The sequence below is a fragment of the Gilliamella sp. B2824 genome (assembly GCF_026536245.1).
Lineage (GTDB): Bacteria > Pseudomonadota > Gammaproteobacteria > Enterobacterales > Orbaceae > Gilliamella.
Window position 1 is genome coordinate 121,316 of record NZ_JAFNON010000005.1, and the last position, 15,520, is coordinate 136,835.

13 protein-coding genes and 1 CRISPR repeat array (1 of these 14 only partly in view) are annotated in these 15,520 nt (G+C 35.3%); of the genes, 8 read left to right on the forward strand and 5 right to left on the reverse strand.

What is annotated here, in order from left to right; translation table 11 throughout:
• A CRISPR array of direct repeats spans positions 1–3; the repeat unit is 28 nt; it begins 324 nt to the left of the window's first position.
• Between the two features lie 242 nt (positions 4–245).
• On the reverse strand, positions 246–881 hold the full coding sequence (locus tag J3U56_RS06500) for a hypothetical protein (RefSeq protein WP_267367117.1): 636 nt from the start codon (positions 879–881) through the stop codon (positions 246–248).
• Positions 882–1,195: 314 nt separating this feature from the next.
• On the opposite strand from J3U56_RS06500, the gene J3U56_RS06505 reads away from it, so the two are divergent.
• Together J3U56_RS06505 and J3U56_RS06510 are read left to right on the forward strand one after the other, a co-directional pair.
• Positions 1,196–1,690 (forward strand): GNAT family N-acetyltransferase, encoded by a 495-nt coding sequence (locus tag J3U56_RS06505; protein WP_267367119.1) that lies wholly within the window; start codon positions 1,196–1,198, stop codon positions 1,688–1,690.
• Between the two features lie 49 nt (positions 1,691–1,739).
• Positions 1,740–2,498, forward strand: a complete 759-nt coding sequence (locus J3U56_RS06510; protein ID WP_267367120.1) for a rhomboid family intramembrane serine protease — start codon at positions 1,740–1,742, stop codon at positions 2,496–2,498.
• A 54-nt stretch (positions 2,499–2,552) separates the two neighbouring features.
• Here J3U56_RS06510 and lolE read toward each other — a convergent pair whose 3' ends face one another.
• From lolE to lolC, 3 genes are read right to left on the reverse strand one after another with little or no spacing between them, the layout of a single operon-like run.
• A complete protein-coding gene (lolE, locus tag J3U56_RS06515) occupies positions 2,553–3,794 on the reverse strand; it encodes a lipoprotein-releasing ABC transporter permease subunit LolE (RefSeq protein ID WP_267367121.1) in 1,242 nt (413 codons plus the stop codon).
• 2 nt (positions 3,795–3,796) lie between these two features.
• Positions 3,797–4,513, reverse strand: a complete 717-nt coding sequence (lolD, locus tag J3U56_RS06520) for a lipoprotein-releasing ABC transporter ATP-binding protein LolD (protein ID WP_267367123.1) — start codon at positions 4,511–4,513, stop codon at positions 3,797–3,799.
• Positions 4,506–5,708, reverse strand: a complete 1,203-nt coding sequence (gene lolC, locus J3U56_RS06525; protein ID WP_416379668.1) for a lipoprotein-releasing ABC transporter permease subunit LolC — start codon at positions 5,706–5,708, stop codon at positions 4,506–4,508. The genes lolD and lolC overlap by 8 nt, the downstream gene beginning before the upstream one ends.
• Positions 5,709–5,864: 156 nt before the next feature.
• Here lolC and mfd point away from each other — a divergent pair, with 156 nt between their 5' ends.
• The 4 genes from mfd to mmuM all read left to right on the forward strand — a co-directional run bounded on the left by mfd (position 5,865) and on the right by mmuM (position 13,289).
• Positions 5,865–9,323 carry a transcription-repair coupling factor gene (gene mfd / locus J3U56_RS06530; RefSeq protein WP_267367125.1) on the forward strand — a complete coding sequence of 1,153 codons (3,459 nt, stop codon included), beginning with the start codon at positions 5,865–5,867 and terminating at the stop codon, positions 9,321–9,323.
• A gap of 36 nt (positions 9,324–9,359) precedes the next feature.
• Positions 9,360–10,865 (forward strand): YdgA family protein, encoded by a 1,506-nt coding sequence (locus J3U56_RS06535; protein WP_267367127.1) that lies wholly within the window; start codon positions 9,360–9,362, stop codon positions 10,863–10,865.
• 92 nt (positions 10,866–10,957) lie between these two features.
• A complete protein-coding gene (gene mmuP, locus J3U56_RS06540) occupies positions 10,958–12,355 on the forward strand; it encodes an S-methylmethionine permease (protein WP_267367128.1) in 1,398 nt (465 codons plus the stop codon).
• Positions 12,348–13,289: a homocysteine S-methyltransferase gene (mmuM, locus tag J3U56_RS06545; RefSeq protein WP_267367129.1), complete on the forward strand. Its 942-nt coding sequence runs from the start codon at positions 12,348–12,350 to the stop codon at positions 13,287–13,289. Before mmuP ends, mmuM begins: the two co-directional genes overlap by 8 nt.
• Before the next feature lie 104 nt (positions 13,290–13,393).
• Here the strand turns inward: mmuM and J3U56_RS06550 are convergent, their stop codons facing one another.
• Positions 13,394–14,008, reverse strand: coding sequence for a riboflavin synthase subunit alpha (locus tag J3U56_RS06550; protein WP_267344054.1), 615 nt, complete (start codon positions 14,006–14,008; stop codon positions 13,394–13,396).
• Between the two features lie 428 nt (positions 14,009–14,436).
• Between J3U56_RS06550 and crcB the strand changes: the two genes are divergently transcribed.
• Together crcB and J3U56_RS06560 are read left to right on the forward strand one after the other, a co-directional pair.
• Positions 14,437–14,814, forward strand: a complete 378-nt coding sequence (gene crcB, locus J3U56_RS06555) for a fluoride efflux transporter CrcB (protein ID WP_065634622.1) — start codon at positions 14,437–14,439, stop codon at positions 14,812–14,814.
• Between the two features lie 104 nt (positions 14,815–14,918).
• Positions 14,919–15,317, forward strand: coding sequence for a SulA-like leucine-rich domain-containing protein (locus J3U56_RS06560; protein ID WP_267334236.1), 399 nt, complete (start codon positions 14,919–14,921; stop codon positions 15,315–15,317).
• Positions 15,318–15,520: the final 203 nt, after the last annotated feature.

A 15,520-nucleotide genomic window follows, 5' to 3' on the forward strand; every position in this document is an offset into this window, starting at 1 on the left:
AACTAGCGTGTCGATTACTATAAAGTTTGTTTGGGCAAAGGTAAATAGTGTTTTGGGTGGTTCAAACCCTTTTTTTTGATGAATTTGTAATTTATTGATTTTATTTGATTTAAAACAAGGTCAAAAAAAAGGGTTAAAAACTCGCATAAATTTGGATTAGGTAGAATTTCGGACGTAAATAGTTTAATGTTTTTTCATAACGATAATTACGTCCAAAAGCTAGACTAACCCAAAATCCCCCATGTCTACCTAAACTCAACCAGATCACCAATTTGTTGGCTAAGGATTATCATCAATTCGAGTATTTGTCGATCGCCATGAATGAACATATAAAAGGTATCTAAGCGCGGGTAGAATTTTTTCATTTCTTTGCCTTTTGGTGTTTCGGCTGGGCAAAAGTTGAAAGAGAGTACTTCATGCGTTACCATAATACACATAAAGTCATCCCAGTAGAAAACCCCTTCCATGTCCATTGCTTTATAATAGAAGCCTTCTTCATAAAAAGCACAGTATGACTCACATGGCCATTGTGCATTTTTGTAAAGTTTTTTTAATCGTCTTATTTCGGTAAAGACCGCAATATAATGACTAATTAAAGAGAACACCATACCAATTCCAAAGAGCATAATAATAAATGCCACACTAGTCATCATTTTCATTGGCAGACCAAATGTTGCCGTAATTAAAACAACGAGGATAAAAGTAACGATCGATCCACCTAAACATAAAAACCTTTTTTTAGGGAGAAACATGTGGTGAATCATTTTAGCAATTTTGGGGAGGATTTCATCGCGTGATTGTAATTTAAAATGGCGATCAAATAAAAATGTTGCCTGTTCAGGATCAAAAGCAATATAGGGTTCTTTTACCTGTTTTTTCATTATTTTTTCCTTATTACTATTTTATTTAGATTTTAATTGTCTTTTTTGTAAAAAATCAAAATATTTTCCATAAAATAATATTATTTTGCGAAAATGGCTATTGAATTTTTTGACTGGTTGTTCTGTTGACTAAAAAATATAAACAATTTAATCATTATATAACGATTATTTACTGCGAAACTCTTTGTTATAAGCAATCATCTTGAAAAGTATTTTTGTTCATTTTTTCAGTATAGATTAGTACAATTCACTAGTTGCTTGATATAGATAATCTCATTACAATGATGTGAAAATAGTTTTTAATAATTGAAAATATGATCACCTACCGCGATGCCACTTTAGCTGATTTACCTTTTATCGTTGATGTCTACAATTCAACCATTGCTAGCCGCATGGTGACAGCTGATACAGAAACTGTTTCAGTACAAAGCAAAGTGGCATGGTTTGAACAACATAATCCTCAAAACCGTCCGCTTTGGTTAATTCAATACCATAATCAACCATGCGGTTGGGTTAGTTTGTCATCCTTTTATGGACGACCCGCCTATAATAAAACAGTCGAAATTAGCCTTTATATCCATCAAAATTTTCGTGGTCAACAAATTGGGCAAAAAGCCGTCGAGCACATTGAGGAATTTGCTCAAAAAGTAGGAATAACCGCTATTATGAGTTATATATTTGGTCATAATATTCCAAGCTTAGCGTTGTTTAAAAAAATGCAGTATCAACAATGGGGGCTATTTCCTAATATTGCAGAGCTTGATGGGATCAAACGTGACTTAATTATACTTGGTAAGCGATTGTCCTGATTTTCATCACTGCTTATTATTCCCTACTGTTATAAAGGATCTTTTTTAAATGCGCATAGTCAATGTATTAAAAATACTTACATCACAAGCTAAAATCACAAATGTTTTAATAATGTTAAATGTGGGTTATTTTGTGGTATCACGATTATTAGGTTTCACTACATTAACCTATATGACTGATGAACAATTCCTTATTCTTTGGGGAGCAGATAATGCGGAATTAACCTTATTTTACCATGAATATTGGCGCTTATTTACCAGTATGTTTGTGCATGCTGATTTGACACATTTAGTAATGAACATACTTGCCTTATGGAGCGTAGGCCCTATTTTAGAAAAACGCATACCAGCTTTTGTGTATATTGGCATCTACTTGTTTTCCGGTTTGTTTGGTAACTTAATCAGTGACTTTTTTTTACTTTATCAACATGTAGTTAGCTGCGGTGCGTCGGGCGCCATTATTGGTGTTATTACCTCACTATTAGCTTATAGTTTAGTATTTAAAACTAATTTCGAAGAGATGCCAATCAAAGCTATCTTAATTAGTTTAGTCTTAACCGCAGGACTGGGATTGTTACCGTCTATTAATAATATTGCCCATGTAGCGGGCGCGATTAGCGGATTTATCATAAGCTTTGCTTTCTTTACTTGTCTTAAATTGGCCCATTATCCAAGTAAATTAGGCATGATACTGCTTTTAACTTTACTTGTAATTGTAGCGGCTATATTCGTTTTATTGGTCTATGAATTAACCCCATATGAAGAGTTATTTTACAAATATCTGGAGCTATATCATAAAAATGACTGAAAAAAAGCGCGAATGATTCATTTCATACCGCGCTTTTGTAATGAAAGTAAATCGCTAAAAACTATTTAAAATACGAGCAGGATCAACTTTACAAGCTCGCTTAGCTGGATAATAACTCGCAACTAAGCTTAATAACATAGCTGTAACAAATACTATTGCGACATCGGTAAAATGAATTTCTGAGGGTAAAAAATCGACAAAATAGATATGGCTATTTAAAATTTTATGTCCCATCAGTGATTCGACTACTTTCATAATATTTGATAATTGCCATGCAACTACAACACCTAATATTACGCCCATTAAACTCCCAATCAATCCAGAAATAATGCCATACCAAATAAAAATATGTTTGATCAGACCATTGGTTGCACCAAGCGTTTTAAGTATAGCAATATCACGTTGTTTATCTTTCACAGCAATAACAAGTGTAGATACAATATTAAAACAAGCAACGCCAATAACCACAATCATCGCCAAATACATGATTTGTCTTATCATCTGAATATCTCGGTACATAAAGCCATAAGCGTTTTCCCAACTATTAAAAGACAAATTCATATCCAAACCCAATGCAGCTTGAGCAATAATACGGCTTGCATCGAATACTTTATCGACATTAATCATAACCCCCGTGACACTGTCACCCATGTCTAGCAACTTTTGTGCATCAGCTAGAGGCACTAAAGCCACATTGTTACTTAAGCTACCACTCAAATCTAAAATACCAACAACGTGTAAACGTACGCGCTTTGGTTGTTTAAGTTGAGTTGAGCCATTGGTTGATACTGGAAGCAATAACGAAACCCAGCTGCCCTCTTTAATTGATAATGTTTTGGCTAATCCTGCACCAATAATCACCTGTTGACTATCAGATTTAAATTCTTGCCATTTGTTATTCAATACAAATTTAGGCAGCGCACTTGTTTGGCTTTCTTGTTCAGGATCGATACCTTGCACTTCAACCGCCCCAAGTTTGCTACCATTTTCAATCAAACCAGTAAAATTGACAAAAGGCACTGCTGAAACAATATTCTTATTTTCTTTTAACTCCTTTTGCACCTGACGCCATTGTTCTAAATTGCCATATTGTGGATATAATTGTCCATGCGGAACAACCGATAAAACACGATTATGTAATTCGCGTTCAAAGCCATTCATCGCACTTAAACCAATTATTAAAGCAGCAATGCCAATAGCAATACTCAGGGTTGAGATAATCGAAATTAAAGATAACATGCCACTTTTACGACGACCTTTTCGAAATTTAATAGCCGTCAATAATGATAAATTCATAGTTAATTTTCCAGTAACGGTTTGTCTGACTCACAATTACTCAACAATTGCCCATCGCTCATAGTTAACTGTTTATCTAATTTTTTTGCCAAACTTAAATCATGCGTGACAACTAAAAAAGCGGTGCCATGTTCACGATTTAAACGAATTAACAAATCAAAAATAGTATCGGCAGTTGATTTATCCAGATTTCCTGTTGGTTCATCAGCCATCACTAATGCAGGATTATTGATTAATGCGCGACCAATAGCGACTCGTTGGCGTTCCCCACCCGAAAGTTCAGCCGGTCGATGGTTTGCTCGTTTCACTAAGTTAACCGATTCTAACATTGCCATTGCCCGTTTTTTAGCTTCGTTAGCCGAAACACCGCCAATTAATAACGGCATCGCCACATTTTCAAGTGCAGTAAAATCCGGTAAAAGGTGATGAAACTGATAAACAAAACCAATTTCTTGGTTACGTAAATGCGCTTTTTGCACTTCAGACAATTGATTAAGCTGTTGTGATTTAAAAAAGATTTCGCCAGATGTTGGCTTATCTAAGCCACCAAGTAAATGTAAAAGTGTACTTTTCCCCGATCCTGAGCTACCAATAATAGCTAACATATCGCCACGATAGATATCAAATGATACATTTTTTAACACTTCGGTCACCATTTTGCCTTCTTTATAGGTTTTATAAAGATTTTTAGCGCAAAGTAGTCTTTCTGAATTATTCATAACGTAAAGCCTCGGCAGGTTGAATATTGGCTGCACGATAAGCAGGATAGATAGTTGAAATTAGCGATAACATAAGCAATCCAATAATAATAAATATAATTTGTGATGGTTCAACCAACGAAGGTAACTCAATACCTGCAAATGATAATCCCAAAACTTGCATAAGTTCATTTAAATTCAAAGCAAGAATTAGACCAATAATACTGCCTAATAAAGTCCCCATCACGCCCGAACTGGCACCTTGAATAATAAAAATCAGCATAATTTTAAATCGTGATAATCCTTGAGTTTTCAGGATTGCAACTTCACCTTGTTTTTCCATCACTAATAAACTTAACGAAGTGATGATATTAAATGCAGCGACAATAACAATTAAGCTTATCAATAATCCCATCACATTCTTTTCCATTTTTATAGCCTGAAATAACTCCCCGCGTTTGGCACGCCAATCATTAAATATCAAACCATCGGGTAAAGGCGTATTTGTTACCGCTGCGATATTTAGAGGGTTATCTAAAAATAGACGCCAGCTTGTAATCATATTAGCGGGATAACGTAACAGATTTCTTGCATCGGATTGGTTAATATAAATTAGCGCTTGATTGATATCATGATTGACCGAAAATAACCCAACAATATTGAATAAACGCTGAGAAGGGATGCGCCCTACTGGGGTAATTTGGCTGGCATCGGTGACCATTAAACGAATTTTATCACCGACTGTCACCCCTAATTGATTTGCTAATGTTTGCCCTAAAATTACGTTATATTGCCCAGCTTGTAGATCAGCTATCGAGCCACTATAAATATAATCATTGATAGGATCTTCATCTTCCGCTGTAATGCCCATTAATGTGCTTACGGTAATACTTTGTTCACTTTGTAATATTACATCGCCAGTCACTAATGGTGTGATTCGATTGACGCCCTTAATGCTATTAAAAAGCGTACTTGGTGTGAGATTAGGATCGATTCGACCTTGCGTTGAAGTAATTTGTGCTTGAGGAAAAAATTTCAAAATACTATTTTGCATTTGATTTTCAAGCCCATTCATTACCGACAACACGACAATTAAGCCAATCGAACCTAGCATAATCCCTATCATCGATAACCACGAGACAAAACGACCAAAGCCATCTGTTTTTTGACCATAAACATAGCGTAAGCCAATATAAAAAACTAATGGGCGAAATATTTTTGACATAAACGTTTATATTACCTAAAACTTTTAATAAAGTTTACTCGTTAAGTAGAATTTGCTTATCATACAGGATTAAACAGTTATAGAAAACAACCACGTAATTACGCTATAATCCTTCGATAACTTTTTTTGATATCAAAAAAAATTCCTATGCCTAAAACAATCAATCTATCAACACTTATTCCACAAAAACCTGGGGACATAAAACACTGTGGTCAACTAGTTGGCTCAGCTTTATCACTATTTTGTGCGCAAGCAATTCAAGCTCATAACGGATTAGTGGTGATTATTACCGATGATATGCAGCAAACCTCACGCATACACGAAGAACTAAAACAATTTTCGCCCTTTCCGTCTATTTTTTTCCCAGATTGGGAAACCTTACCTTATGACAGTTTTTCCCCACATCAAGACATTGTATCGGCACGCTTATCTTGCTTATATCACCTTGGTCATTTAACCAAAGGTGCCCTGATCTTACCGATTAATACATTAATGCAAAAAGTCTGCCCACAAAGCTTTTTAGGTGGGCATGTATTCATGATGAAAAAAGGTCTGCAGATAAGCCGTGAACACCTACGTTTACAATTAGAAAATGCGGGTTATCGCTCAGTAAGTCAAGTAATGGAACATGGTGAATATGCCACACGCGGCGCATTATTTGATATTTTTCCAATGGGCAGTGATAAACCTTATCGTATTGATTTTTTTGATGATGAGATTGATAGCATTCGAACTTTTGATGTTGAAAGCCAACGCACTTTTGAAGAAATTGAGCAAATTCAACTGCTACCTGCACATGAATTTCCATTTGATAAAGCAGCTATTGAGCTATTTCGTAGTCAATGGCGTGAACAATTTGCAGTAAGACTTGAGCCAGAAAGCATTTATCAGCAAGTCAGTAAAAACATCCTACCAACAGGTATTGAATATTGGCAAGCGTTATTTTTTAATGAGCCGTTGGTGCCGCTGTTTTCATATTTTTTAGATAATACTTTGATTATTAATACGGCAAATATTGAACAGTTTGCCAATAAATATTGGCAAGACATTAATCAGCGATACGAAAGTCGCCAAGTTGATCCAATGCGTCCACTATTATCACCCTCGGTTATTTGGTCTAAAACCGATGAAATATTTGCGCAATTTAAACATTATCCGCGACTTATTGTAGCAAACGAAGCCGTTAATCAATCAACTAAAAATATTAACTTACCTTTTAGTGCATTGCCTGATGTTGCAATACAAATTCAACATAAAGATCCTTATTTTCATTTTGAACAATTTAATAAAGAGTTTGCGGGTAAAATTATATTTTCGGTCGAATCAGAAGGACGTAAAGAAGCGCTTCAAGAAATACTTGGTCGTCTACGTATTTATCCCACAACAATTACCCAATTAGATCAACTAGACAATATAAATGATCGCTTTTGTGTCATCGTTGGCGCAAGTGAACAAGGGTTTATAGATTTACAGCACAATTTTGCGTTTATTACTGAAAACGAATTGCTAGGACGACGAATTATCCGCCGTAAAAAAGAGTCGAAACAATCAATCAATACTGATTCTTTAATTCGTAGTTTAGCTGAATTAACACCGGGTAAACCTGTGGTACATTTAGAACATGGGGTTGGACGATATGCAGGATTAACCACACTTGAAACCGGTGGTATTACAGCAGAATATCTAATTTTACTCTATGCTAACGAGACTAAACTTTATGTACCTGTTTCGTCGCTGAATCTAATTAGTCGTTATTCAGGCGGCGATGAAGAAAACGCGCCCTTAAATAAACTAGGTACCGATGCGTGGAGTAAAGCACGGCAAAAAGCGGCTGAAAAAGTCCGCGATGTGGCAGCTGAATTACTCGATATCTATGCTGAGCGTGAAAGCAAACCTGGTTTTGAATTTAAACAAGATCGTGAACAATATAAACTCTTTTGTGAAGCTTTTCCTTATCAAGAAACGGAAGATCAACAAAATGCCATTGGTGCTGTTATTGGTGATATGTGCTCCCCTTATGCTATGGACAGATTAGTATGTGGGGATGTAGGATTTGGCAAAACCGAAGTTGCCATTCGAGCTGCTTTTTTAGCGGTAATCAATCATAAACAAGCCGCTGTTTTAGTGCCAACAACGCTATTAGCACAGCAACACTACGAAAATTTTTGCGATCGTTTTGCCAATTGGCCAATACGTATTGAAAGTTTATCCCGCTTTAAAACAGCAAAACAGCAACAAGCGGTAATTCAAGCACTGGCTGAAGGCAAAGTAGATATTGTCATCGGCACACATAAATTACTGCAAGAAGACGTGAAATGGAAAGATTTAGGCTTACTTATTGTTGATGAAGAACATCGGTTTGGGGTTCGACAAAAAGAGCGGATCAAGGCTATGCGAGCCAATATTGATATTTTAACATTGACCGCAACGCCAATTCCTAGAACGCTTAACATGGCAATGAGTGGTATGCGCGATCTCTCGATTATTGCAACGCCACCAGCTCGCCGTTTAGCTGTAAAAACCTTTGTCCGGGAATACGACGATTTAGTTATTCGTGAAGCCATTTTACGAGAAATTTTACGTGGTGGTCAGATCTACTATTTACATAATGATGTATCAGATATCGAAGCTGTTGCTGAAAAACTAGCCGAACTGGTACCGGAAGCCCGAATTGCAATTGGTCATGGACAGATGCATGAACGCGATCTTGAAAGAATAATGAATGATTTTCATCATCAACGATTTAATCTTCTAGTCTGCACAACTATTGTCGAAACAGGTATTGATATTCCTAACGCCAATACCATTATCATTGAACGTGCAGATAAATTTGGTCTGGCACAATTACACCAACTGCGCGGACGCGTTGGGCGTTCTTACCATCAAGCTTACGCTTATCTGTTAACGCCGCATCCTAAATTACTCAGTAAAGATGCTAAAAAACGGCTTGACGCTATCGCCACATTAGAAGATCTAGGTGCAGGTTTTGCCCTCGCAACGCACGATCTTGAGATTCGTGGTGCCGGTGAATTGCTCGGCAGTGATCAAAGTGGGCAAATTGAGACCATTGGCTTTAATTTGTATATCGAATTGCTTGAAGATGCCGTTAAATCATTAAAAGAAGGTAAAGAACCAACACTTGAATCTTTACTGAATAATCAACAAACCGAGATAGAATTACGCTTACCAACATTAATTCCTGATGATTTTATTCCCGATGTTAACACACGTCTATCCCTGTATAAACGTATCGCAAGTGTCGATGATTTAGATGAGTTAACCGATATTCAAGTGGAAATGCGCGATCGCTTTGGTCAATTACCCGATGCTGTTTTGTTTTTATTAGACATTACTAAAATTCGTCATCATGCAAGCCAACTTGGCATTACTAAAATTGAATTGGGTGAAAAAGGCGGTTTCATCGAGTTTGGCGCTAACAATAAAATTTCGGTCGATTATTTAATAGAAATGATTCAAAAAGCGCCAAAAAATTATCGCCTAGAAGGCACAAATCGATTAAAATTGTTGAAATCAGAATTACAACGTCTTGAACGTATTGAATATATTAAAAATTTATTGGTTGATTTTGCTAAACATCAAGCTTAACAACATAATTCATAATTAATTTAAAAGAGAAATATAATGAAAAAAAGCACACTGGCAGTTGGTATTATTGCAATATTAGGAATTGGATACGTTGGCACAGCATGGTATACAGGTAATATCATTGAAACTAACATCGATAGTAAGTTAGAGCAAATAACAGAAATTGCCAATAAATATCAAGATGACTTTACCGTAAAATTTGCTTACAGCAATTATGAAAAGCATATTTTTTCAACAAAAATGCATTTAACCATTACCCTATCGCCTATCGATTCCCCTAATGATAGCATCAATTTATTTAACGATGATATTACTATCCACCATGGTCCTTTCCCAATTGCCGCCCTAAGCAAAGGTTGTTTAACACCACAGATGGCTTGGATAGATTATACCATGACCGAACAGGCTTACCCTGAGCTTTGGAAACTTGCTGGTAACAAGCCACTGATTACAGGGCATGCAGGTGTAAGTTATGGTCAATATTTGACTGTTGCATTGGCAAATAAAGCCATTACCATGACAAATGCCCAATGGGATGGGCTTGACGGTAAACTCGATCTTTCTGAAGGAAACTATACATTTGAAAGTAATAGTGATGCATCAAGCATTAAAAGTACGGCCAATTTAGACAAATTTGTTTATCAATTAAATGATAAAAGTTCAATTTCATTAAATAAATTAAAATTATCAGCACAACCAAATAGTGAAAAAGGCAAGATAAATTACGAGATTAGCTTTGATAATTTTAAAACTATTATGGATGATTTTGATATACAGGGCAATGTTGAAGTCAGTAATGTCAATAGCAAAGGTGTCATTGATTCGAATGATGTTAATATGGATATCGAAACAACGTTTGATAAATTTACCTTTATACCAACAGGCAAATATTCAAATATAATGTCACAAGTTGAACTGCAAAAATTTGATTTCAAGCAAAAATCTGTAGTTAACTCAACCAATACTGTCGATGGTTCAACAAAATCAACAATTGGTTCTATCATTTTAGGTCAACAAAACTTAGGCTCAACCCTTTTAGATCTGGATTTTAAAGGTGTTGATAAAAGATTCATTTTTTCAAATATAAATGAATCTTATAGTTACAACAGTGACGCTTCTAGCAATCCAGTTAATACTAAAGTAACGTTAAATAAGTTTAATTTTCACAATGCTAGTGGCGATATTAATATGACCGCAAATATTGATATTTCTGGTGTTGACAGTGATGATTTAACCATCAGTGATATTGATAATATTAATGCTTTGCAATTTAGCCTACATGCACCATTTGATGTTATGGCGCGTTTTGCTGCACAAATGGATAACCCGAAAAGCAACGAAGTCACCGCAGATCAACTATCTAAAGCTAATCAAACAGTTCAAATCATGGCAAAAATGTTCTTAAGTGGTTCTGATGCATTCGTATTTAATAACGGCAACACTAAAGGTGTATTCTCTGACATAGATTTTTCTAAAGATAAAGATGAGGTTTTAGTGAATGGTAAAACAATTGCTAAAGATGAATTTTTAAATAATCTATAATTACCTATTACATAAAATCTGATAACAGATGAGCTATTGCGCCGGTCAATTCTGGCGCAATGTTTTTTTAAATCATTGAGCAAAAACAGGTTATGAACACAAACTCCCCATCTCACAACGAAAATCAATTTAAACGTACCATGAAAACTCGGCATTTAATAATGCTATCGCTAGGGGGCGTGATTGGTACAGGGTTATTTTTTAATACAGGTTATATTATCGCAACGGCCGGCGCAGTTGGCGCAATCATCGCTTATTTAATTGGCGCATTGGTGGTTTATTTAGTCATGCTATGTCTTGGCGAACTGGCTGTTGCCATGCCCGAAACGGGCGCATTTCATACTTATGCGTCGCGATTTATCAGTCCAGGAACAGGCTACACTGTTGCTTGGCTTTATTGGTTAACTTGGACTGTAGCACTAGGTTCAAGCTTTACTGCTGCTGGTCTATGTATGCAGTATTGGTTTCCTACTGTTTCGGTTTGGATTTGGTGTCTAATTTTCTGTGTCGTGATTTTTGCTCTAAATATTATTACCGCTCAATTTTTTGCGGAAAGTGAATTTTGGTTTTCAATCATTAAAGTGGTCACCATTATCATCTTTATTATTGCTGGCTCAGCTGCAATATTTGGCTTTATTCCAATGAAAAACGACATGCCAGCACCTTTTTTACATAATATAACTGACAATGGTTGGTTTCCAAATGGCATTATTCCGATTATTATGACGATGGTTTCAGTTAATTTTGCTTTTTCTGGGACCGAATTAATAGGCATTGCTGCTGGCGAAACACATAATCCTGAAAAGAGCATACCGCTAGCAATTAAAACCACAATTTTAAGATTGATTATCTTTTTTGTTGGCACTATTTTTGTGTTAGCCGCGTTATTACCGATGGATCAAGCTGGCGTAATTAAAAGTCCATTTGTTATGGTATTTGAAAATATTGGTTTACCTTATGCAGCTGACCTATTTAATTTTGTTATCTTAACTGCAATTTTGTCAGCAGCAAACTCTGGGCTATATGCATCAGGACGTATGCTTTGGTCACTTTCAAATCAAGGTACACTACCAAAATGCTTTAGCAAATTAACCCAAAAAGGCATTCCAACTATTGCTATCGCAGTCAGTATGCTAGGTGGGTTATTAGCACTATTTTCAAGTGTTATTGCGCCCGACACGGTATTTGTTGCACTAACTGCTATTTCGGGTTTTGCCGTAGTTGCAGTGTGGTTAAGCATTTGTGCTTCACACTACTTTTTTAGAAAACAACTTTCAGTCGCTGAGCTAAAAACACTAAAATATAAAGCCCCATTGTACCCAATTGTACCTATATTAGGTTTTATATTATGCTTAATTGCCTGTGTGGGTCTTGCGTTCGATCCAGAGCAGCGTATTGCATTATATTGTGGTATTCCTTTTGTTATTGTTTGTTTTATTGCACATCATTTTACCGAAAAATACCAAAAAAAGAGTCATGCCAATGAATAGTTGTAATCCAATAGCTGCTTTGTTAAAGCAGAAAAAATACATTGTTATTGATGGTGCGCTTGCCAGCGAATTACAACGCCGTGGATGTGATTTAAATGATAGTTTGTGGTCTGCTAAAGTGCTTATTGAGCAACCCGAATTAATTAGTCAAGTCCATTATGAATATTTTAAAGCAGGCGCTGATTGTGCTATCACGGCAAGTTATCAAGCTACTCCGCTCGGGTTTGCCAAAAAAGGGATTGATTTAAAACAGTCCATAGCCTTAATCAAAACAAGTGTTAAACTTGCTAAGCAAGCCAAACAACGTTATTTAAATGAGCTAGCTGATAACAAGCCACTCCTGATTGCAGGATCAGTTGGCCCTTATGGTGCTTATTTGGCCGATGGTTCAGAATATACGGGCGATTATCAACTAACTGAACAGCAATTTATTCAATTCCATTTGGATCGAATTAAAGCGTTAATTGAGGCAAAAGTCGATATTCTTGCTTGTGAAACGTTACCCTCTTTTCCCGAAATTCAAGCGTTAACCAAGCTTATTGCACAATTCCCAACGATAACTTGTTGGTTTTCTTTAACGTTAAAAGATGAAAATCATTTAAGTGATGGTACCCCAATATCAAAGGTGATTAACTATCTAAACAACGTTGATCAGATTGTAAGTGTTGGCATTAATTGCATTGCGTTAGAAAAAGTCACGCCAGCATTAGCGGTAATGAGTAAGCTGACAACTAAGCCTATTATTGTTTATCCTAATTCTGGTGAGCAATACGATCCTACCACCAAGCAATGGCATAAAAACCATCAACATTGCTGTACCTTTGCAAATCAAATTGATATATGGACAAAACTCGGGGCGAAATTAATCGGTGGGTGTTGCCAAACCACACCAAAGGATATTGTAGAAATAACAGCGTTATTAAATCGTCAATAAACCATTGAGCTTATAAACCTATTGCTCAATGTTATAGTTGAATATTGTAACGTTTATCGCCCATCAATTGGGATTTGATGGGTTTATATCAACACTAAATTGGCTTAGTTTTGAGTTCTTGCCGCTAGAACTCGTTCAACGGTATCGACAATTGCTTGTGTTTGCGAATCTATTTCAATATTGACATGATCACCTATTTTTTTGCTATCTAACGTGGTGATTGCTAATGTTTCAGGAATAAGATGTAAATCAAAACAATTTTGCTGTATATCACCAACAGTTAAGCTGGCACCATCAACACCAATAAATCCTTTATAGAGTACATATTTCATAAATTGGGCTGGCATAGCTAAAGTCATTTGACAATTAGTTGCTGTTTTTTGAATATTGGTAATGGTTGCCACGCAAGAAATATGTCCGGACATAACATGCCCTCCTATTTCATCACCATATTTTGCACTACGCTCAATATTCACGTAATCATTAATTTTTTTAGCGCCCAATGTAGTAAGTGCTAAGGTTTCTTGCATAATGTCAAACGACACCCAATCTTGTTCAAAACCGGTCACAGTTAAGCAACAACCATCATTGGCAATAGACGCGCCAATTTTCAAATTGTGATTTAGCTCATCAGGCAATTTGACCTTATAAGTGCGCAGTTTATCGTGATCGATAATATCAATAATTTGCCCCACACCTTGCACAATTCCTGTAAACATAATGTATCCTTAATAAAAAACGGTTATTCGATATTATTTTAACTTATTTAGGACAAAATTAGCTAGAATTAGCATAGTTAACTTAATTTGAAAGCCAAATAGAATAATATGTTTAAACAGTTTGCCACCAATCCATGAGCCATTTATGTTACAAAAATAAAATTAACTGCACATTTTTAACTGAAAATAGTCATGAATTCACTAAATAGAATGGCTTATTTGTAGGCAGCTATTTGCCTTGATTGTCATTGAATTAGTGATCCTAATCATTGAAATAAAGTCTTATACAATTTAATTGCTTAGCTAATAATAAGATTATAACCCAAGGTATACATTTTGTTATGATCTCGGTTATAGTTAACCACATTTGTCAACAAAACAGATAAAATATCATTAAATAAAACTATCGAATTTGTAAGGATCTTTATATGTTAAAACTTATTTTAGCTATTTCGGTTGGTTCCGTGGCTGGAGGATTATTAAGATGGTTTTTATCATTAAAATTAAATGTGATTGCCTTTGCCATTCCTATTGGTACTTTACTGTCTAATCTGATTGCGGGTTACGTTATCGGTTTTGCTATTGCATTTTTTACACATAGTCATCTTTCAGCAGAATGGCGACTGCTGGTTATTACTGGCTTTTGTGGGGGGTTATCTACCTTTTCAACATTTTCAGCCGAAATAGTTAACTTTATACAAGAAGGCAAAATAACATGGGCACTAACAACCATTGCTGTTCACGTTATTGGTTCAATATTAATGACTTTTTTAGGTATTTTATCTTATCAATATTTTCGCTCTTGATTTTATATAAACAGATTTACCTTAAAAGAATCATCAAACAGAGTTTACAACCGCAAAATACTGTATTAATATACACTGTATATAAATACAGTTTAGAGGTTATTATGTTTATTGAACATTCAACTCCACAACTTATTGCGGTTGATTTTGAATCACCTTTTCAACAATTATTACAACAACAGCAATCTTTATTAAAATCATTAAATAAAGCCAAAAAATGGCAATTATGGCTTTCAGATAGACCAATGCTAAAACGTTCATGGTTTAATACAGCTGGGCTTGATAAACAAAAAGTGATTCAATTGGCTAATTTGAAAAATGAAAATTTAATTGCAACTATTGAAAAAGCCCTGCAAAGCGAAACTTGTAGCTATATTGCTGCTTGTATTCATAATTTGAATGAACAGGATAAACAACGCTTGCAAAAGGCGGTATCAAATAGTGATACATGCTTATTATTAGTTAATGATGAACAATATCAACAGCAGACACAATATCATTAATCATTTTGAGTATTACACAGCAAAACCTTATTTAGTCATTAAATGACTAAGTTTACTATTCGCTGTTTAATGACAAGCTTGAAGAAAATTCATAGTTAACTGCTAATATTCATTTTATGCAAACAAAGTTAAATCAATAAATATAGCGTTATCATCATACAAAGGTGAGTTTAAACAACTAAAAAGATCTTTTTTTTGGGATC

Coding starts and splice junctions, on each gene's coding strand:
- J3U56_RS06500 (WP_267367117.1), bottom strand. CDS start 881: ATGAAAAAACAGGTAAAAGAACCCTATATTGCTTTTGATCCTGAACAG.
- J3U56_RS06505 (WP_267367119.1), top strand. CDS start 1,196: ATGATCACCTACCGCGATGCCACTTTAGCTGATTTACCTTTTATCGTT.
- J3U56_RS06510 (WP_267367120.1), top strand. CDS start 1,740: ATGCGCATAGTCAATGTATTAAAAATACTTACATCACAAGCTAAAATC.
- lolE (WP_267367121.1), bottom strand. CDS start 3,794: ATGAATTTATCATTATTGACGGCTATTAAATTTCGAAAAGGTCGTCGT.
- lolD (WP_267367123.1), bottom strand. CDS start 4,513: ATGAATAATTCAGAAAGACTACTTTGCGCTAAAAATCTTTATAAAACC.
- mfd (WP_267367125.1), top strand. CDS start 5,865: ATGCCTAAAACAATCAATCTATCAACACTTATTCCACAAAAACCTGGG.
- J3U56_RS06535 (WP_267367127.1), top strand. CDS start 9,360: ATGAAAAAAAGCACACTGGCAGTTGGTATTATTGCAATATTAGGAATT.
- mmuP (WP_267367128.1), top strand. CDS start 10,958: ATGAACACAAACTCCCCATCTCACAACGAAAATCAATTTAAACGTACC.
- mmuM (WP_267367129.1), top strand. CDS start 12,348: ATGAATAGTTGTAATCCAATAGCTGCTTTGTTAAAGCAGAAAAAATAC.
- J3U56_RS06550 (WP_267344054.1), bottom strand. CDS start 14,008: ATGTTTACAGGAATTGTGCAAGGTGTGGGGCAAATTATTGATATTATC.
- crcB (WP_065634622.1), top strand. CDS start 14,437: ATGTTAAAACTTATTTTAGCTATTTCGGTTGGTTCCGTGGCTGGAGGA.
- J3U56_RS06560 (WP_267334236.1), top strand. CDS start 14,919: ATGTTTATTGAACATTCAACTCCACAACTTATTGCGGTTGATTTTGAA.